General features: G+C 39.4%; 19 protein-coding genes. 11 read left to right on the top strand and 8 right to left on the bottom strand.

The window, feature by feature from the left end; all coding sequences use genetic code 11:
- Nucleotides 1–132 precede the first annotated feature (132 nt).
- A complete protein-coding gene (mnmH, locus tag Q4550_RS12145) occupies nucleotides 133–1,194 on the top strand; it encodes a tRNA 2-selenouridine(34) synthase MnmH (protein ID WP_303533025.1) in 1,062 nt (353 codons plus the stop codon).
- Here the strand turns inward: mnmH and Q4550_RS12140 are convergent.
- Nucleotides 1,157–1,621 carry a hypothetical protein gene (locus Q4550_RS12140; protein ID WP_303533022.1) on the bottom strand — a complete coding sequence of 155 codons (465 nt, stop codon included), beginning with the start codon at nucleotides 1,619–1,621 and terminating at the stop codon, nucleotides 1,157–1,159. The two genes, mnmH and Q4550_RS12140, sit on opposite strands and share 38 nt — an antisense overlap.
- A 355-nt stretch (nucleotides 1,622–1,976) precedes the next feature.
- Here Q4550_RS12140 and Q4550_RS12135 point away from each other — a divergent pair, with 355 nt between their 5' ends.
- From Q4550_RS12135 to Q4550_RS12115, 5 genes are all read left to right on the top strand, one after another.
- The gene (locus Q4550_RS12135; protein WP_303533020.1) at nucleotides 1,977–4,109 is read left to right on the top strand and encodes an ATP-dependent Clp protease ATP-binding subunit; all 2,133 of its coding nucleotides are present in this window, start codon (nucleotides 1,977–1,979) and stop codon (nucleotides 4,107–4,109) included.
- Nucleotides 4,110–4,468: 359 nt separating this feature from the next.
- Nucleotides 4,469–5,737 carry an ATP-grasp domain-containing protein gene (locus Q4550_RS12130; RefSeq protein WP_303533018.1) on the top strand — a complete coding sequence of 423 codons (1,269 nt, stop codon included), beginning with the start codon at nucleotides 4,469–4,471 and terminating at the stop codon, nucleotides 5,735–5,737.
- 32 nt (nucleotides 5,738–5,769) lie between these two features.
- Entirely contained in the window at nucleotides 5,770–7,740 is a 1,971-nt protein-coding gene (locus tag Q4550_RS12125; protein ID WP_303533016.1) for a hypothetical protein, read from the top strand.
- A gap of 137 nt (nucleotides 7,741–7,877) precedes the next feature.
- The gene (locus Q4550_RS12120) at nucleotides 7,878–8,174 is read left to right on the top strand and encodes a Dabb family protein (protein ID WP_303533015.1); all 297 of its coding nucleotides are present in this window, start codon (nucleotides 7,878–7,880) and stop codon (nucleotides 8,172–8,174) included.
- A 22-nt stretch (nucleotides 8,175–8,196) separates the two neighbouring features.
- On the top strand, nucleotides 8,197–9,192 hold the full coding sequence (locus Q4550_RS12115) for a zinc-binding dehydrogenase (protein ID WP_303533012.1): 996 nt from the start codon (nucleotides 8,197–8,199) through the stop codon (nucleotides 9,190–9,192).
- A gap of 53 nt (nucleotides 9,193–9,245) precedes the next feature.
- On the opposite strand, the gene Q4550_RS12110 is transcribed toward Q4550_RS12115, so the two are convergent.
- Nucleotides 9,246–9,710, bottom strand: a complete 465-nt coding sequence (locus tag Q4550_RS12110; RefSeq protein ID WP_303533010.1) for a hypothetical protein — start codon at nucleotides 9,708–9,710, stop codon at nucleotides 9,246–9,248.
- A 167-nt stretch (nucleotides 9,711–9,877) separates the two neighbouring features.
- Between Q4550_RS12110 and Q4550_RS12105 the strand changes: the two genes are divergently transcribed.
- A complete protein-coding gene (locus tag Q4550_RS12105; RefSeq protein WP_194220203.1) occupies nucleotides 9,878–10,546 on the top strand; it encodes a DUF1836 domain-containing protein in 669 nt (222 codons plus the stop codon).
- Nucleotides 10,547–10,610: 64 nt separating this feature from the next.
- Here Q4550_RS12105 and Q4550_RS12100 read toward each other — a convergent pair whose 3' ends face one another.
- The gene (locus Q4550_RS12100) at nucleotides 10,611–11,012 is read right to left on the bottom strand and encodes a BsuPI-related putative proteinase inhibitor (protein ID WP_303533008.1); all 402 of its coding nucleotides are present in this window, start codon (nucleotides 11,010–11,012) and stop codon (nucleotides 10,611–10,613) included.
- 237 nt (nucleotides 11,013–11,249) lie between these two features.
- On the opposite strand from Q4550_RS12100, the gene Q4550_RS12095 reads away from it, so the two are divergent.
- The 3 genes from Q4550_RS12095 to Q4550_RS12085 all read left to right on the top strand — a co-directional run bounded on the left by Q4550_RS12095 (nucleotide 11,250) and on the right by Q4550_RS12085 (nucleotide 12,788).
- A complete protein-coding gene (locus tag Q4550_RS12095; protein ID WP_303533006.1) occupies nucleotides 11,250–11,876 on the top strand; it encodes an NUDIX hydrolase in 627 nt (208 codons plus the stop codon).
- Between the two features lie 236 nt (nucleotides 11,877–12,112).
- Complete coding sequence (locus Q4550_RS12090) at nucleotides 12,113–12,316, top strand: hypothetical protein (protein ID WP_194220200.1); 204 nt, start codon at nucleotides 12,113–12,115, stop codon at nucleotides 12,314–12,316.
- Entirely contained in the window at nucleotides 12,309–12,788 is a 480-nt protein-coding gene (locus Q4550_RS12085; RefSeq protein ID WP_303533002.1) for an endolytic transglycosylase MltG, read from the top strand. Before Q4550_RS12090 ends, Q4550_RS12085 begins: the two co-directional genes overlap by 8 nt.
- A gap of 44 nt (nucleotides 12,789–12,832) precedes the next feature.
- Here the strand turns inward: Q4550_RS12085 and Q4550_RS12080 are convergent, their stop codons facing one another.
- Both Q4550_RS12080 and Q4550_RS12075 read right to left on the bottom strand, forming a co-directional pair.
- Nucleotides 12,833–14,053, bottom strand: coding sequence for a GerMN domain-containing protein (locus Q4550_RS12080; RefSeq protein ID WP_303533000.1), 1,221 nt, complete (start codon nucleotides 14,051–14,053; stop codon nucleotides 12,833–12,835).
- Nucleotides 14,053–14,586: an RNA polymerase sigma factor SigX gene (locus Q4550_RS12075; RefSeq protein WP_303532998.1), complete on the bottom strand. Its 534-nt coding sequence runs from the start codon at nucleotides 14,584–14,586 to the stop codon at nucleotides 14,053–14,055. Before Q4550_RS12075 ends, Q4550_RS12080 begins: the two co-directional genes overlap by 1 nt.
- A gap of 206 nt (nucleotides 14,587–14,792) precedes the next feature.
- On the opposite strand from Q4550_RS12075, the gene Q4550_RS12070 reads away from it, so the two are divergent.
- Nucleotides 14,793–16,073 (top strand): MFS transporter, encoded by a 1,281-nt coding sequence (locus Q4550_RS12070; RefSeq protein WP_303532996.1) that lies wholly within the window; start codon nucleotides 14,793–14,795, stop codon nucleotides 16,071–16,073.
- Between the two features lie 89 nt (nucleotides 16,074–16,162).
- Here Q4550_RS12070 and Q4550_RS12065 read toward each other — a convergent pair whose 3' ends face one another.
- From Q4550_RS12065 to Q4550_RS12055, 3 genes are all read right to left on the bottom strand, one after another.
- Nucleotides 16,163–16,699 (bottom strand): GNAT family N-acetyltransferase, encoded by a 537-nt coding sequence (locus Q4550_RS12065; RefSeq protein ID WP_303532994.1) that lies wholly within the window; start codon nucleotides 16,697–16,699, stop codon nucleotides 16,163–16,165.
- 84 nt (nucleotides 16,700–16,783) lie between these two features.
- The gene (locus Q4550_RS12060; RefSeq protein WP_303532993.1) at nucleotides 16,784–17,665 is read right to left on the bottom strand and encodes a protein-glutamine gamma-glutamyltransferase; all 882 of its coding nucleotides are present in this window, start codon (nucleotides 17,663–17,665) and stop codon (nucleotides 16,784–16,786) included.
- Nucleotides 17,646–18,587: a hypothetical protein gene (locus Q4550_RS12055; protein WP_303532991.1), complete on the bottom strand. Its 942-nt coding sequence runs from the start codon at nucleotides 18,585–18,587 to the stop codon at nucleotides 17,646–17,648. The genes Q4550_RS12060 and Q4550_RS12055 overlap by 20 nt, the downstream gene beginning before the upstream one ends.
- Between the last annotated feature and the right edge of the window lie 146 nt (nucleotides 18,588–18,733).

Raw genomic sequence — 18,733 nt, 5'->3', positions numbered from 1 at the left:
ATAGTTGACGCATTGATTGGATCACTTTACTATCAAATTCCCCCATTTATATATTGGATAAACAGTACAAATGAACTTGGCAAAGAGATGATGATATACTTGTGCTATGTAAATATATAAAGGATGAGTGTCATGAAAACAATAACAATCGATGAAGTTTTGGAAAGAAAGATGCTCTTATTAGATGTTCGTACACCGGCAGAATATGAAAAGTTTCATATCCCAGGTGCTGTGAACCTACCTATTTTCTCTAATGAAGAAAGAGAAATTGTCGGAACAACATATAAGCAAAAAGGAACTGAAGCAGCGAAGGAATTAGGGATTTCTCTTGTTTCGCCTTTACTTCCTGAGTTTTATAAACGAGCGAAGGAAATAACAAAAGGTAAAGAATTTGCTATTTACTGCTGGCGAGGCGGAATGAGAAGTAAAAGTTTGACAGTTATTTTTGACATGATGGGACTGCCGTGCCGACAGCTAGAAGGAGGTATTCGTTCCTACAGACAAAAAGTGACGGCTGGTTTAGAATACTTTGCGAATCAGACGACACCCTATCTTGTTTTGGAAGGACTAACCGGTACATCTAAAACTGAAATACTTAATGATTTAGAAGAGAAGGGCTATCCTGTTCTTGATCTTGAGGGACTTGCAGCTCATCGAGGTTCTGTATTTGGAAGAGTTGATTTGCCTGAAAGAAGTCAAAAAGAATTTGAAGCCATGCTGTACCATAGATTAGGAGAAATTGGAGAAACGTCTTATTACATCATTGAATCTGAAAGTAAGCGACTTGGAAATATTATCATTCCAGAGTTTATTTTAGAAGGCAAACAAAAAGGGACGCGTATACAAGTCCACGCCCCGCTTTCTTATCGAATTCGTACGATCTTAAATACGTATCATCCTGAACATCATCACGAAGAAATCACAGGAGCTATTAACAAAATTGAGAAGCGATTTTCGAATGAAGACAAAGAAGTGATTGCCGATGCTCTTGCTGAGAATGACTATGCCTTGATTGTTGAACGGCTCCTGATTTATTATTATGATCCTCGTTATGAATACAAAGCATATGAGAACGAAGGTAACATTATTAACCTAACGTATGATTCACTTGAGGAAGGAACTAAACTTGTCCAGAATGAAGTAGATCGCTTCGAGATTAAGCTTCGATCAGAAGGCGAGAAAGTTTCGCTTTAATGGATTTTCTTTCTTCAGGAAGCTGTTCATTGTTATACCGTTCAATAAGGTCATCAATGCGTTTAAAATACAAGTGACTTACCCACGCGACATAGCTTCTGTAAACGGGCGACTTTAGAAAATGAATCAACATATTGTCGTCGGGGCCAAAGTAGTATGTTTTATCATCAAAGAAGGTGGAAAAGCGTCTGAAGGATAATTTGGTGAATGAGTTGTCCAATTCAAATCGAAATTTATTAAGGGCATCTGGAATCAAACGGATTGTGAACACATCATCACTATCAAACATTTCCTTAGGCGTGGGTAAGATTAAATAGGGATAGTCTCGATCATCAAGGGCAATGAAGAAATCCTCAGGCGTCTCGTGGCAGCTAGGCACTCGTTTGACGGTTGTTTCAACAATCAATTGATAGACTGAATCATTCATAAGATATCCTCCCTTTGTAATCTATCATCATTGTTACCGTACTAGTAAACTTGTATACCCCTTTGTCGAAAAGTAGTTATTACAATCTATTATCCAACCTCTAAAAAAATTCCTCTATTTCAAATATTACAAATATTTTTAAGAACCTTATATGAAGGATAATTTCCTGAGTCTTTAATCAGTTAGAAAAAAATAAAATTTGGATGAGCAAAAGACTTGAAAGTCAAAGATAGTCAAATTATAATATAGTTACAAGGTCAAAGATAGTCAAAGTCAAAGCGAGTATCTTTTACCTTTTACCTTTTATCTTAATTTCATAAAATGTACGTTATATATATTATAAGGAGGCCATCATATGCTTTGTGATCATTGTCAACAAAATCAAGCATCGGTTCAACTTAATGTCCAGATGAATCAGAATAAGAAACAAGTACACCTTTGTAGTACGTGTTACGCAAAAGTGATGAATGGTCAAACTGCATCATCACCAAAGGGTCAAATGGATGAGTTCTTTCAATCCTTTATGAACCAATCAGGTCAACATGGATTTAACGCACAGCAGGAGGGTCCGCAAACCGAGTTTGGAAATGGAAAAGGTGGTTTACTTGATGACTTGGGACGAAATCTTTCTGACGCCGCAAAAGCTGGATTAATTGATCCGGTTATCGGGAGAGAGAATGAAGTATCGAGAGTGATTGAGACGTTAAATCGCCGAAATAAAAACAACCCAGTCTTGATTGGGGAAGCTGGTGTCGGGAAGACAGCCATAGCGGAAGGCCTTGCTCTTCGGATAACAGAGGGCAATGTCCCTTCTAAGCTAAAAAACAAAGAAATTTATTTACTTGATGTAGCTTCACTCGTTTCAAACACAGGTGTGCGTGGTCAATTTGAAGAGCGGATGAAACAGTTAATTTCTGAGCTTCAAAGTAGAAAGAATGTTATTTTGTTCGTGGATGAACTACATCAAATCGTTGGAGCTGGATCTGCTGAAGGCTCAATGGATGCAGGTAACATTTTGAAACCAGCGTTAGCTAGAGGTGAACTTCAGTTAATTGGGGCAACCACTCTTAAAGAGTATCGCCAAATTGAGAAAGACGCAGCGCTTGAGCGTCGCTTCCAACCAGTTATGGTTAATGAGCCAACTGTAGATGAAGCCATTGAAATTCTGAAAGGTTTGCAGTCTAAGTATGAAGACTATCATGAAGTCAAGTACACAGATGAAGCCATTAAAGCATGTGTAACATTGTCTAATCGTTTCATTCAAGACCGCTTCTTACCAGATAAAGCAATCGACTTAATGGATGAAGCAGGAGCAAAATTGAACCTAACGTTTGCAGAGTCTAGCCACGATGAAATTCAGCAACGTCTAACAGAAATAGCTGCTGAAAAAAATAAAGCAGCCGAAGCAGAAGATTATGAGCGTGCTGCCAAGTTAAGAACTGAAGAATTACAGCTTGAGGAGCAGCTCGAGCAATCGCTGAAAAATAAATCAAGTGTGAATCATTTAGTGTCTCTTGAAGAGATTCAACACATTATAGAAGGAAAAACAGGTATTCCAGTACGGAAACTTCGCGAAGATGAACAAACGAAAATGAAAAATCTTGCGGATCGACTTAATGCGAAAGTAATTGGTCAGGAAGATGCCGTAAATAGAGTCGCTAAAGCAATTCGCAGAAGTCGTGCCGGATTGAAACGTCAAAATCGCCCAATAGGTTCCTTCTTATTCGTTGGCCCAACAGGAGTCGGTAAAACAGAGCTATCCCGATCACTTGCAGAAGAAATGTTTGGTGATCGTGAAGCCATGATCCGTCTTGATATGAGTGAGTATATGGAGAAACACTCTGTATCTAAGTTAATCGGCTCGCCTCCTGGTTATGTTGGTCATGAAGAGGCTGGGCAATTAACCGAGCGAGTAAGACGTAAGCCATATAGCATCATATTAATTGATGAAGTTGAAAAAGCTCATCCTGATGTCCAAAATATGTTCCTACAAATTCTTGATGATGGGCGTTTAACTGATAGTCAAGGTAGAACTGTTAGCTTTAAAGATACGGTTATTATTATGACAAGTAATGCTGGAACATCAGAGCGCAGAATTACAGTTGGTTTTGAATCAGCTGAAAGCTACACGGATGTGATGGAGAGTCTTGGTGGTTACTTTAGACCTGAGTTCTTGAATCGATTTGATGGAATTATTCCATTTAAATCACTCGAACAATCCAGTCTCGTTACAATCGTTGATTTAATGATTGAAGATTTGGATGAGAGTCTCGAGGAACAGAATATTTCTCTGACAATTAGCGATGAAGCGAAAGAGAAGTTAGCCTCACTTGGCTATAATCCGCAGTTTGGTGCGCGACCACTTCGCAGAGTGATCGAAGAACATGTTGAAGATGGTATTGCCGATATACTAGTGGATGAAGGAGAGCTTCAGTTAGTTACAGTTGAAGTTGTAGAAGATAAACTCGTCGTATCTAAAGAAAAATAAGTCGCATTCTTGAAAGTCGTTCCAATGGAGCGGCTTTCTTTTTTATTAGCTATAATAGCTTATATTGCTGAAATCTCGATTTTTGGTTCATTCGCGAGTGAATTCAAAAAAAGAGAAGAAAAAACTTTGTTTCTATGGATCTTTTTGTTACTTTTTTACAAAAAGAGGGAAGGTATAATTATGGTATCCTGACTGTACTTTTTCTATAGCGTTGTCGAATGGTAAAATATTGTGACTTGTTTTGTATTTATAGGTCGAAAAGTCAGAATATTAGTTAAAATTAGTCTTCAAATCTGCTACGTTAGATAAGGAAGGTCAGGAAAGACTTCTCTACTATTTCATAAAGGAGCGAGAACAAAATGGAACTGGATCAACTAGAAATGAACCAGACGTTACAAGAAAGTCAGCCAGAAGGAAAGACAATTCCATATTTAACAGCATTGATTGGATGGAGTCTTCCCGCAATTGAGGCCTGTGACAAGTTGAATCGGCCTTTTGTAGTGGTTGGTCCTCCTGATTTTAAGGATTATGCCGAGAAGCATGACATCACTTTCGTAGGTTGGGAGTTTGATAGATTGAATGAAGGATCAGACAAACTCTATAAGCAACTTAAAGCTTTAGGCGCAGAGGTTGCTGTCCCCCTTTATGAAGAGTGTGTGGAATGGGCAGGAGCTCTGAATTCTCGCTTTAGAGAAGAGCCTAGATTATTTAACCGTTCTCTATTGTTAAGAGATAAAGGAATGATGAAACGAAAGGCACAGATGGCTGGTATTAAAGTAGGTGTTTTCGAAGAAGCAAGAGATAAAGAAGATGTAAAGCGCTTTCTTAAAAGGGTCAACGATGCTCTTTTGAAAGTGGATGGAGATAAATACGAGCCGATTCATTGTAAGCCTTTAGATAAGGCTGGTTCAGTAGGACATCGAGCCATCGATGATCCTGCAGATATTGACGCATTAACAGATACTGATTTTCCTTTATTAATGGAAAGTCATTTGGACGGGCAGGAATTCTCATGTGAGGTTTTTGTACATGGTGGAAAAATTCAATTTCTTAATATAACAGAATACGTAAAACTTGGGTACTCAAATTTTGTTCCACCTTCTCCTTCTCTTGAAGAGAAGCGTCCCGTTATCCGCAAAGCGATTGAACAATTAATCGAAGCGTTCGAAGTGGAGAACGGCGTGATTCATCCTGAGTATTTCATTATGCCTGATGGCACACTTCACTTCGGAGAAGTAGCTGCTAGAGTACCAGGTGGCCATATTTTTGATCTAATTGAACGCGCTTACGGTTTTAGTGCTTATGAAGCTCAAATTCTATGTAGTGATCCAAATACGACTGAAGAAGAGTTAAGGAAATTCTTTCCCGGCGAAGATGAAGCTATGGGGTATGCGGGTTGTTTAATGGTACATCCACATGTGAATTACATTGAAGAGTTAAATATTCCTGAAGAGCTTGAGGAACATCAATTCTTTGAGAAGCATGACATGTTTACTCCTCCACAGGGGAAAGTAGCTGAGCGGGTCGGTTTCGGTAATCATTATGGGACTATTTTCTTCTTCGGAGATGACAGTGCGGAGATAACGCGGTTACTTGTAGACTACGAAAAATATGATTTCTATCTGTAGATAATTATTTTTACCATAAAGGAGAATTTAGCATGCCATCTGAAGTAACAGAAGGAAAGATTGCAAGGTTTTCCAGATCACTCACTCGTCTTGAAGAAGCACCATCCTATGCGAAATCTCGCTATCAGACAGACGTTTTCCAGGAAGCGAATCGGCTTTTGGAAACCGATGAAGGTCTTGAGTATCTATATCAATACGCGCAACGTTTTGATGAAGCGGGCGTATTCCAGGATGGACCGTGGGAAGATCCCTCTAAGCTCCAGCCGCCTCTTGTTGCAGGATCACTTCAAGCAAAGGGTCTTCCTTACGTGATCGAAATGCTTAGCGATCTGCGTATGCTTGCGATTGCGGAAGGGAAGGGAAGTCATCCAAAGGTCTCACAAGAAATGGCGATGGACTTCTTAAACGAAGTTATGGCGTTAAATCTAGATATCCTTTTCCCAAATGCTTCAGAAGCTTCCCGAATAGAGGAGAAGGAGAATACGATTGAAACACAGAGGCTGTTTCAATTTATATCACAGTATCTCTCTTCAAGTGCTCTATCAGAAACACTGATCTATGAGATTGAACGTTTAACAGCTCAACGACCAATTACGGTTAAAAGAACAGTTTCCATGATTAAAATGGCTAAGGAAATGTTGAGGTCAGAAACCAGTGAAGAGCAGCGGTCTACTCTTGAAGGATACGTGGCTTCGATTGAAGGGCCTTCTGAATTAAGTCACACTTATCAGTTGCCGAATGAATACCGTAAACAACTGATGGGACTATCAACAGAGGAGCTTCGAAGAGAAAGTGAGTTACTCGGTCTTTCTATGAGAAAAACCGGTCTTTGTTCTCCACACCATAGTGTGCTTGCTCGCTTCTTAAGTCGAAAATCACCTCACCTTCTACCTGTACTACTTCAATTAACTGGGAAGGGAAAGGCGAATCTTGAAGAACATGGGGAGCTTATTCATCAACTCATTAAAGTTGCGCTATTTCCATCTACTTGCCAATCCGTCTATGGATTAGCATTGTTATTAGAGAGAGGGGTGCTTTCGGCTTCTCCTGTTATGCCTGGATTAAGACGGATGATTGAGCTAGATATACGTCCAGAAGTTCGAAGCGCATTATTCAATACAGTTGGAGAAGGTGAAGGGTTAACGGCTAATAGCATTTTGCTTGCAGGTGTCATTAGCGTCCTTGGACAGCCGCTTGGTGTTGGTCAAGGACTTAATCCAACATGTCAAGCGGCAAGAGGAATAAGCTTATGGGCTCAGCATGCTCCTGGCTATCTACTTGAGATCATTCCAAGAGCTGCAAGAGATGGTGACATTGATATGGTGTTTGAAGGTGTTCAAATTCATTCGAAAGATCTTCACGGTGGTCTCGCTCCTGATCTTCACCCAGAGCTTGACCCGGTGTCGCTTGTGCTCGTTCCACATCTCGATCGAATATACAGTGAGATGATGAGCAGAGTAGCGCTAAGAGGAGAAGATGGACATCGCTGGGTCAACCCTGCTTTTTATGGAAATTGGGTTCAAAAAGGCTTTAGTACCGTTATCGAGCCGATTACTGGCAGCGTAACAGACTATCCTGGTTTCGTCAGATTGTTTTATGCGACGCATCATCCTGAATACAACGATGAATACGAATTAATATATCCGAATCCTGTTGGAATCTTCATTACGAATGTTCATGGAAAAATGCTTGGGTTCCATGCTGTTTCGATCCAAAGAATCGCAAAGAGTCCCGATGGAGAGTATCGCGTTTATTTTTATAATCCTAATAATGATGGTTCCCAGAATTGGGGGCAGGGAATTGAATCCACTGTTATGGGAAAAGGGGAGCTTTCAGGAGAAAGCTCGCTACCATTTGAAGAATTTACATCGCGTTTATATGCATTTCATTATAATCCTTATGAACAAGGAGATGCGTATGCGGTTGAAGCCGAGCACATCTCAATTGTGAAATCACTCGCGATAGATAGCTGGGGACACGAGTATACTTGGCTAAGTAAATAAGAGGTTATAAATAACGGTTTTTGGGGAAAATTATAAGCAGAGGTGCCAGGGATATCATTTGTTTCCTGGCGCTTTTTTTGATTAACTTAACTTGTCATATTGAATTGACAGGCTTGATATAAGAAGGAGGAAATAGAGTGATTGAACACGTTGTTTTATTTAAATTCAGTGAAGAAACGACCATGGATCAGAAAGAAGAGGGCATGAGAAGATTAATTCAAGTGAAGGAGAAAATTCCTGGAATCATTGATATTCAAGCAGGAAATAACTTCACTGATCGTAGTCAAGGCTTCGAAAGTGCTCTAACGGTTCGGTTTGAATCAAAAGAAGCGCTAGAAGCATATGGTCCACACCCGGCGCATCAAGAAGTAGTCGCATACTTGAAAGAGGTTGGAATGAGAGATGTCCTTGCACTAGATTTCGAATGTCTATAAATATGGAAAGGAGCTTTTACATATGAAAGGATTTGTTCACGGCAATGAAGCAGGTCAAAAAGGGCTATCGCTTAAAGATCATATTGTTGAGTCGGAGCCTCGCAAAGGTGAAGTGAAGATTAAACTAAAGGCAGCGGGGTTAAATCATAGAGATTTATTTATACCAGATCGTCACGATCCGAAAGATCCAGACGTTATTCTTGGTTCAGACGGTGCCGGTGTTGTTGTTGCAGTTGGTGAAGGCGTTGATGAGATTTATGAAGGTGATGAAGTGATCATTAACCCGGGTCTTGGTTGGGAAAAGAATTCTCCTGTTCCTCCAGCTGGATTTCAAATTGTAGGTTTTCCAGGTGATGGTACATTTGCTGAAACGATCGTTGTTCCAGCTGAAAATGCTGTGAAAAAGCCAGAAAACCTTACTTTTGAAGAAGCATCTGTCATAGGTTTGGCCGGATTAACGGCGTATCGTTCATTATTTACAAGAGGCCAACTTCGAAGAGGACAAACTGTTTTTATTCCTGGAATTGGTGGAGGCGTAGCAACGTTCTTGCTTAAGTTTGCGAAAGCGGCTGGTGCGAGAGTGATTGTTAGTTCCAGAAGTGAATCTAAGCGAAAGGCCGCTCTTCGACTTGGTGCGGATCGAGCTCTTGCCGATGAAGAGGATTGGACTGAAGCAGCTGAGGATGAAAGCATTGATTTGGTTATTGAAAGTGTTGGTGCCGCTACGTTCAATCGATCTCTCGGAGTACTGAAAAAGGGTGGAACCATTGTTATTTTCGGCTCTTCAACAGGGGATACAATTGAATTTGACTTGCGCTCATTTTTCTACGGCCAATATAACTTGCTTGGCTCAACGATGGGAAGCGCTGAGGAATTCCTAAAGATGGTATCTTTCGTAAATGAACATTCTATCAAGCCAATTATGGATGAAGTCTATTCTTTTGACGATATTCAAAAGGCTTTTGCTCATTTGAGTGATAGTTCCCAATTCGGGAAAATTTCATTAAGTATGAGGTAGTGTTTTTTGAAATATTCATAGAAAAAAGGAAGCCGTTTGGCTTCCTTTTTTTCTTAATAGTAATATGGCGGATAGCCGTAGGGATAATAGGGGCGATAGTAAGGAATGAGACTAAGAGCTGCAATTCCAGCTAAAGGAAAGAAAAAGCGCCCGAATCTGCGATAGCGATAGCGGCCATATTGTCTATCCGTATCTTGACCTTCGCTTTCTTCTACTTCTTGAGGGATCATGATACCCATGTGTTCATCATCTGAGTCCATAATAATTCCTTCATACTCCATTCCATCCTGCATTCTTACTTTAGCATGATAGGTGTTATACCTTTTGCATAACTGTTTCATATCACCCATAAGCTGTTTTTCTTCTCCAAACATTGCCCCTTGAACGGCGTTGTTTTGCATATTTGCATGGTGAGGCATTTGATTACCCTGCATGGCTCCTTGAACTGCCTGATTCGGAGAATGTCCCTGCATCGCACCTTGAACGTTCTGATTCATTTGGTTCCCGTACATGTTCATAAGCGATTCCTCCTTTACACAACACAGGATATTCACCTAGATATGAATCAGTTACTAACACAAGTGCAATTTTGAGCCCAAATATCTCATTTATGTGTACCCTTCTTGAAATTTCCATAAAGAAACTATACGATAAGTTCAAATGACCTTAAATGTAGAGGTGGAAGATGAGAGACTTTTATTTAACTAGAACTGAAATGGGAAATATTCTTCAAACGATTCGCGCAGAGGAAAAGCCAGATGAAATTTTATTGAGAGCGATGAAAAGGTCCGGAAAAGGAAGAACAGAAATACCAGCTATTTTTGATAAGTTATTGAAAGTGACTGAAGGTGCTTTCGGCTTATCTATTAATGAAATTGTGACGCTTGGTAATCAGCTAGAGTATGCAAGTTTCCGATCCACTGCTGTTCAAAATTGGGTGAAAAGAGATATTAAAGAATGGATTGGTCCACCACAATTAGGTAAGAAATACGCAATAGAACAAGCGGCAATTTTATTTATTGTAGAAGACTTAAAGAATACGCACGATTTTGAAAGCATCCGCCTTCTATTGAAATTTGCTTTTAATAACCCGGCGGATCGAAATGATGACTTAATCGATCCATTAATCTTTTATACTGCGTACTCGCAGCTTTTTGAAGTGATTCATACGAAAATAAAACCTTCAAAGGAAGAGTTTAAAAAGAAGTCAATTGAGTTGTCTAATGTTTTCCATGAAGTAACGGAAAATCAAAAAAAAGATATTGAGAAACTACTTATATCTGCCGCACTCTCTGTTCAAGCTGCTTACTATCAAACGTTGTCGAAGCAATATCTTGATGATGTTTGGAAATGAGAACTGATGAATGAGGAAGAAAGAACGAGCTGGAACCTCATAAAAGGCGCCAGCTCGTTTTGTTTTAATCGATTGTAAAATCAATGGATTGTTTGAACTGGCCATCTCCATCTGTTGCTAGCCAAACTTCTAGTGTATAGGATCCTGGTGTAAGTTCATCTACAATAATGGAGTACTCGAGTGATTCAGCTTGTTTTAATGTAGTGTTCTCTTCTTCTTTCAAAAAACTTTTAGTAGCGGAATAGGTTTTAATTACTTCTCCTTGCTCATTCGAAAGTGTATAGTCATACTTTTGACTACTTGGAAAGTGGATAGATTGGACTCTCTCTGTTTGGTTTTGAATACGATATAAGAAAGTTGCCGCTCCGTTTTCCGTTGTTTCAAGCTGAAGGGTAGGTTCAAGAGATCCAGCTACTATACCCGAAGAACCGGATACTTCCTCACTTGTATCGTTATTTGTATTCATAGTTGCGTTCTCCTCTCCACATCCCGTCAAAGTAAGGAGTACCATTGTTCCTATCATTACATATTTAAGCATCCCATCACTCCTTTGTTTATTAGACGAGGTGACATCCTAGAAAGTTACAATTTAATGGAATGAACTTAGAACCTTATTTCAATCTTCAGAGACAAAGTGGAAGATATACCGTTATAAATGCCATATAATAGAGTGAGATAAGTTCTACAGAAGGAGTTCGATAGAATGAAGCCATCTTTAGTAGATATTCAAGCTAGGATAAATGGCAGAAGTGCAGAAGTCCTTGGAAATGAGCGCTTTTATAAATTTGCCGTTCTCTTGCCTTTAATAGAACGGAATGGAGAGCTACATGTATTATTTGAAGTACGAGCACGGTCGTTAAGAAGACAGCCGGGAGAGGTTTGTTTTCCGGGTGGTAAAGTAGATCAGCACGACAAAAACCCGAAAAATGCAGCAGTAAGAGAAACTTGTGAAGAGCTCGGGGTTTTAGAAAGAGAAGTTACTGTAATGGGGGAACTTGATTTCCTAGTTACATCATTCCAATCTATCGTATACCCGTTTGCGGGAATGATCCAATCAGACTCTGAATTATCACCTAATCCAGATGAAGTAGAGGAAGTGTTTACTGTTCCTTTATCTCATTTTATGAATTACCCACCAGAGCGACATGATATACGCGTACATGTACAGCCAGATGAAGGATTTCCGTTTCATCTTATTCCGAACGGTGAAGAATATAATTGGTCATCTTCAAGTATGCCGGAGTTCTTTTACTATTATCGTGACTATGTCATTTGGGGGATGACGGCAAGGATACTATATCATTTCATTCAATTGATGAATGAAAAATAAGTGAAATGGCGTTTTTCCATTAAAGGACTATTGTCAATTGAATCAAACATAGGTAAACTAGAAAAGGTCGATTTATGTCGGTTTTTTCTAGTTTTTTTGTGATTTTCTATTTCGGAATGATGGAACTTAGAATCACATCCGACAAAAACCTACAGATCGACGCGAAAGAATTTAGTTGGATGATAATAAGTGCAATACATAGAGAGAATGCCAAACATTTAATAGGGGGAAAAGCAATGTTAACGATTATTTTTGTTTTACTTGCCGCTTCACTTGGTTTCTTTATTTACTCGTATTTTGTTAAGGACTACGCTAAAGAAGTGAAAGGTCAAGTTGATGATGTTTATATCAACTTAATGAAAGAGTTGAAAACGGTTAAGAAACGTACTGAAATGCTAGAAAGTAAAACTAAGTCTGTAAGTGGTGGTCCTAATGAGTAAGCAAGAAGCAAAAGGAATTGGGGCTGGTCTTTTATTCGCTGCGATTTTGTTAACGGCATATTACTTTTTGTTTTCTCCAGCAAAAGCAGAGGAAGGCAATAAGCTAACTGAATCTGCCGTTGAACAGCATTTAGAAGAAAAGGGCATGGTTATGGTTAAAAAGAAAGAGTATGATTCTTTAAAAGAAAAAGAAGCGACTCAAAATCAACAAGCGAGTGAAAAGCAGGATCCAAAAGAAAAGATCGAGAAGGAAGAAGTCTCTCAACCTGAGAAAATCACCTTCACTATTAAGGAAGGAATGACTAGTCAGGAAGTTGCTCAAAGTCTAGAAGATAAGAAGCTAGTAAAGAAATCGGATGCTTTTATTAAATCGCTTCGAGATATGGACAAGGAAATGGCCGTTCAACCAGGTGAATATGAACTTCAAACGGATATGTCTTCTGCAGATATAGTGGAAGAGATTACTAGATAAATGAAACACCCGGCATAAATTGCCGGGTGTTTTTTCATTTCATCTTATCTCGAAATAGCGTTGGGAGAAGAAGGAATGGTCAGGGGTTGATCAAGTGAATATCCACCGATTTGATCAAATCCAGTATTTTCAAAACGAATCTTCTGATAGTTATATTGAGATGCAGTAAGCATTAAAGCTTCAATTGTTTGCATTGCTTCCTCTTCTGATTGAAATACACTATCTTCCGTAAAGGCAATTGTTGCTTCAGCCCCATCTCCGTCGAATGAATAGATGTCTACGTTAGAAGGGATCGCTGGCATATAATAGGGCACGTTAGAATCCCCATCTTTCATAAGGGAGAGAGCGACATCGAGTTCAGCGCCTTCTTCACCTGAAAGGACTGGTCCTTTTACGAGAAAACGTGATTCAGAACTTGATTCATATAGGTAATATGGAGAAGGTTTTTGATTCACTGTCGTGTCAGCCGAACCAAAATTTCCGAGAGTGTAGTCTTCCTCTCCATTCGTTTGCCAATTGATTTGATCGGCACCAAGACTTTTCGCTAACTGTTGAACACTATCGTTGATCATAATTGATTCCGTCGATGAAAGGCTATCACCAGGCTCTTTAAAGCTAACTGTAAGTGTTTTGGTTCCATCAGTATCAATCAATTCTATCGTTGCATCAGCCATTGGTGAACGCTCAAGGCCAAATTCCGAAGCATCAAAAGTAGATAAAATTTCTTCTAAGTTTTCTTGTATGCTTTTGTTTTCATCTAAAGTAAATGAAAGCGGAACGAGAAGTAAGCTTTCAGGATCTGGGAAAGAAACAACAAGGTTTGCTCCTTCAGACTGCTGAAATGCTGGCATGTAGCTGTCAAAAGCAGTTGGTTCTTTTGTGAGTGTTGGCGTCTCCTCCTTCACAGCATCACTCGTTTGATCAGATTTCTCGTCAGTAGGTGCTAATGTTGCGCTTTCAGATTTTGAATCATTTCCTGCGACTGAAGGATTCGCTGTATCTGAATTGTTAGAGTCTGATTGTGTAATGGCCATATTAGTAGAGTTATCATTTTGATTGAAGAGACCAGGCGTAATTAGAACGGCCAAGAATAGAACGGCAATAGCGGCAATACTGGGAATGACCCATGGCGTTTTCTTCTTTATTCGATGCCTTTGTGATTGTTCATTCTTTTTTTTCTCGATGTTGTGATAAATCGATTCTTTGCTTCTATGATCTTTGACTTCAGGTAGTTGAGAAAGAAGGGATTTTGTTCGATCACTCATCATAATACCCCCTTTAGTTGGTTTTTGGATGGATCATCTACTAGATTGCGTAGCGCTTTAATAGCCCGATGCTGAGTTGTTTTCACTTTACTAACACTCCAATTTAATATTTCGGCTGTTTCATTTATCGACAGCTCTTGAATGTAACGAAGAATTAGCACCTGTTGCTGATCAAGTGTGCATTCGCTTAAACATTTATAAATGGTTTGCACTTCTTCTTTTTGAAGTAGAATTTCTTCCGGAAGTGGAGATTCATCGGTTGGTTGCTGTTTGTTAAAATCGAATTTACTAAGCCATCTTGAGGTTCTTCGATTGTGTGTACGTAAATAATCAATGGCTATATTTCGTGCAATGGCAAACAACCATGTTTTCTCATTGCTCCGTTCTTCATACTTGTGATAAGACCGTAGGACGTTAATATAAACTTCTTGCACTAACTCTTCCGCAATTGCTCTATTTTTTACCATGTAGAATATAAATTGAAATAAGTTCGTGTGGTAGCGATCATATAAACATTCAAATGTCTTATCCATTCTTCAGCCCTCCTTCTTCTATTTATTAAAACGATGTATCTACTTAAAAGGTTACAGCAAGATTACAAAAAGAAATAGAATAATCTATTTAGAGGCGGTAGGAATGAATTAAAATAACGATATATGGATGACAAAGCAAAGTGTTTTAGTATTTAGCTTATCTTCGATAGAATGTTATTTAATGACAGCTTGAGAGGAGTTATTGGATGCAGTTATTTTCGAAGCAGCAAAACTCATCCTTTTTTTATGGATGGTATATTGTAATGGCAGCAGCCATTGGCGTCTTTTTTTCAGGACCAGGTCAAACTTACGCCGTATCTGTGTTCATTGACTATTACATTCAAGATTTTGGCTGGGGACGATCGCTTGTATCAGGCATATATTCTTCTGCTACGCTGGCGGCTGGACTTTTGTTATTTGTTGTAGGGAGATTAGTAGATAAACATGGACAGCGGCGAATGATGCTCATGATGGGGGGATTGCTGGCAGTTGCATGTTTTTGGAATAGCTTTGTTATTGGACCTGTCATGCTTTTTATTGGTTTTTTTATGCTTCGTTTATTCGGACAAGGTTCAATGACGTTAATTCCGAATACACTTGTGCCTCAGTGGTTTGTAGTAAAGCGTGGGCGAGCACTTAGCTTTATGGCTATTGGTGGTTTTTTAAGCTCAGCTTCTTTTCCTCCACTTAATACATGGCTAATTACAACGTTTGGATGGGAAAGTGCCTGGAGAATACTTGGACTCGCACTCATTGTTATTTTTCTACCTGTTGTCTTTTTTATTGTTAAAAATAAACCTGAAGACATCGGACTTCTTCCTGATAATGCCATATCGAAGAAAAGACTCGCACAACGTCGAGAAGAGAAAATGGAGGAAGAGGAGCAAGAAGAGGGCTTCGAAACGAATTGGACTGTGAAAGAAGCGATGAGAACGAGAGCATTTTGGTTTATTCTTTTTTGCGTTAGTATTCCTGCACTTGTCAATACCGGTTTAACTTTTCACTTATTTTCTATTCTAGGTGAGCAAGGTGTACCAGGAAGTACAGCTGCCATCATATTGAGTATTATGGCGATTGTTGGATTTCCTGTCACAATGGCTTCAGGATTTATTCTCGAGCGCGTGAACGTTCATATTGTTCTTGGTTTATCGTTTATTGGCCAAATGGTATTTATCTTATTGTTAACTCAAGTGCATACTTATTTACTTGCTATTGTGTTTGCCGTTCTTTGGGGAATGATTGGAGGGATTGAACGGATTACATTAAACATTATATGGCCGAATTATTTTGGTAGGGAGCATCTAGGGAGTATTAAAGGAATTGCGACAACGACGATGGTCATAGGCTCTGCTTTTGGGCCACTTCCATTTGGTATTGCTTTTGACGTTTTTGGAGGGTATACAGAAATCTTATTGATTATACTTATCTTTCCAATTCTCGGTACAATTGCCGCATTTATGTCTCCACCGCCTAGTAAACAAGTATAAAGAAACGCTTCTTCAGGTTTATCTGAAGAAGCGTTTTTTTTGCACATTTAAGGAGTGTGAGCGGAAGTAAGGAAATTATCTATTAAATCTTATTGGAACAGAGAATAAACGAGCACATGATAATACTGATTTCTTAAATAGACGTGATCTATAAAGCGTCCTTCTTTATGAAAACCAAGCTCATCTAAACGCTTAACAGCGGCACGGTTGTCTTCTATTGTTTGCGCATAAATTTTGTGAAGTTTCATTTGTTCAAAACCGTATTCTATAACGGCTTTTGCTGCTTCGGCTCCATAACCACCGTTCCAGTAATTTCGAGACAGAATGGCACCAATTTCTGCTTTAGCAGAGGTGCGATCCCAGTTTTGAAAACCTGCCGTACCAATTAATTTGTTTGAGGGCTTCAACCGTACACCCCAACGTATTGTATTGGTCAAAGATATCGATGTGGTATCTTTGAAAGCACGTATATAGTGAAGGGCCTGTGTAGAGGTTTTCATAACTTTTCCACCATCATAATAGGTGACAAGTGGATCTGCGAATATGGAAAAAAGTGAACTACGATCTTCTTCTTTAAGTGCTGTTAAAACAAGGCGTTCAGTTTGAATTTCAGGGAATTCTTTCAATGCGTTCACCACCCGTTACTCTACCATATGCATATGTGAAAACGGGGTGGAGGGCTTATGACCCGAGAGGTAGCCTGATTTTATTCAAGAACTATTTCCAATTCGGATCGTTATAAAGTTTTTTAGAAATTCTTCATGATTTTCTTCATATTCATCAATTGACATTGTTGATCGCTGTAAGGTGTCATCGAACAGCATAATAGGCGTTGTTCCTTCCTTTCTATTGGATGAGAATTGATACAAGTACGAAAAACCAGGTCTAGTAGCAGGAAGCATTAAATAAGGCATCCGCGTCGCGCCCGGCCGTCTTCTTAATGCAAGGGCTTCAATCATACCTTCAATGGTTCGAAAGCCTAAACCGTGTCCAAAAAAAGTACCATCCCCTAAATCTACAACATTCTCACCTTGCCATTCTGGCGTAAGAGGATTCACGTCAGGGTTTTTTACATATCGAATGTCCCCAGGAAGGTAGTCAGGAGGGATGTTGTGAACAATTTGCAAATCCTGGTCGTACTTCCATCCCCAAAGCCGTATGTTTGAAAATAGTCGATTAAACTGTGCTGGAGGGAGCATTTTGACTGCTGCGTGATAGAGAATAATAATCATAGCGGTGGCGCATTCAAACGCATATAGTCTCCCATTTCGGTAAATATCGAGTATTGCTTCAGATGCCGGAACGCCCATCTTTAATTGAAAGGCACCATCTGGGAGGAGGTTCCAGAAAACAGGGTTACATCGTGAACGATAAAAGTCTGCAAATTGAACACCGCTATAGTAAAGTTCACGTGAACTGTCAGTGATGGCTACTCTAAATCGAATTTCAAATAATAAGGCATCCATCGAGCGATAGGAATACGTATAGGGACTTGCATACATGACTTGAAGTATCGTTTGTTCAAGAGGTCTTACAATGCCAGCATTGAAAGCTTCCTCTTTACTTATACCATTACCTCCTATAGTAATCATGCTGAACCTCCTCAATGAGCGTCAGTTGGGCATCGAGAGGTCGATTGATCCACTCCTTCCATTTGTTTCGAGATCTTTTTCTCATTTGATAGGAGAAGTTGGCAAGATCTTCTTTTTCATTTTCGGTTAACGTATGAAATCCTTTATCTCGATGGTATTCCGATGAAGTGTTTGAATGATGTTCAAGGTATTTTGTGTAGTGATCGATAATATAAGGTGAAAGTTGAGCTGTTAATTCATAGCTATTTTCATTATGAAGAAGGTATGGGAGGTTCTCTTCATACCAACCCCTAAAATAGGCATACTGATCAGAGCTTTCTTCTAAACCGGAAATGAAATGAAGCAGTTCTCTTGCAAACTCAACTTCTTCTTCACGAGAAGATAATAACTTTTCACCAATAGGGAGGAGACTAGACATGTTTCGTGAAGAAAAATAAGACCATGTTAAGTAATGTGTAGAGTGGCCTTCGCTGTTTCTCTTGAATAATAGGTCTGAAACAAGGGAGAGGTCTTCCGGGTTTTGATAGATGGTTGTCAATAGCCCAGCAGCGCGGTCAATAACAAGTCGATAGCGAGCATTTAGTTTATCCTCTTTCCCAGTTTCGACCATCCATCTGAGTACAGAGTGAATGAACTGTGGAAGATCGCAGACTGAATATGGAAAAGGAGTTGCTGGTGTGCGTTCTGTAGCTAGAATATCTCTTTGGATGGACAAAGCTACTTTATTCCGATCTGATAAGTTCTTTGTGAGATTATGCTCGCGAATAACCTTTGATAAGACATAGAGAGTGGGATAAGTAAGGTCCTCGTCATTGAGGCGTGTAATGGCTAATTTTGTATCATGCTGAATCAACTCTCTTATATACAGATCAAGACGTTTAATGCCTTCTGTTTTCCGGATTATCTCAAGTGAGGTAGACATGTTTAAGGGAGGCCTCCTTTCGAAAGTGCGCTGTTAACAGCGTATTCGGGAGGGGGGAGTTTCATCACATGTAATAAAAAATGATTCTTTATAGTCTATTTGAAACTTTTACTTGTTTGCTCCGTCTTTAAAATAGACTATGTTAA

Origin of the sequence: Anaerobacillus sp. 1_MG-2023, from assembly GCF_030547345.1 — a bacterium.
Taxonomy (GTDB): Bacteria; Bacillota; Bacilli; order Bacillales; family Guptibacillaceae; genus Guptibacillus; species Guptibacillus hwajinpoensis_B.
This window is presented reverse-complemented; position numbering and strand designations above follow the sequence as displayed.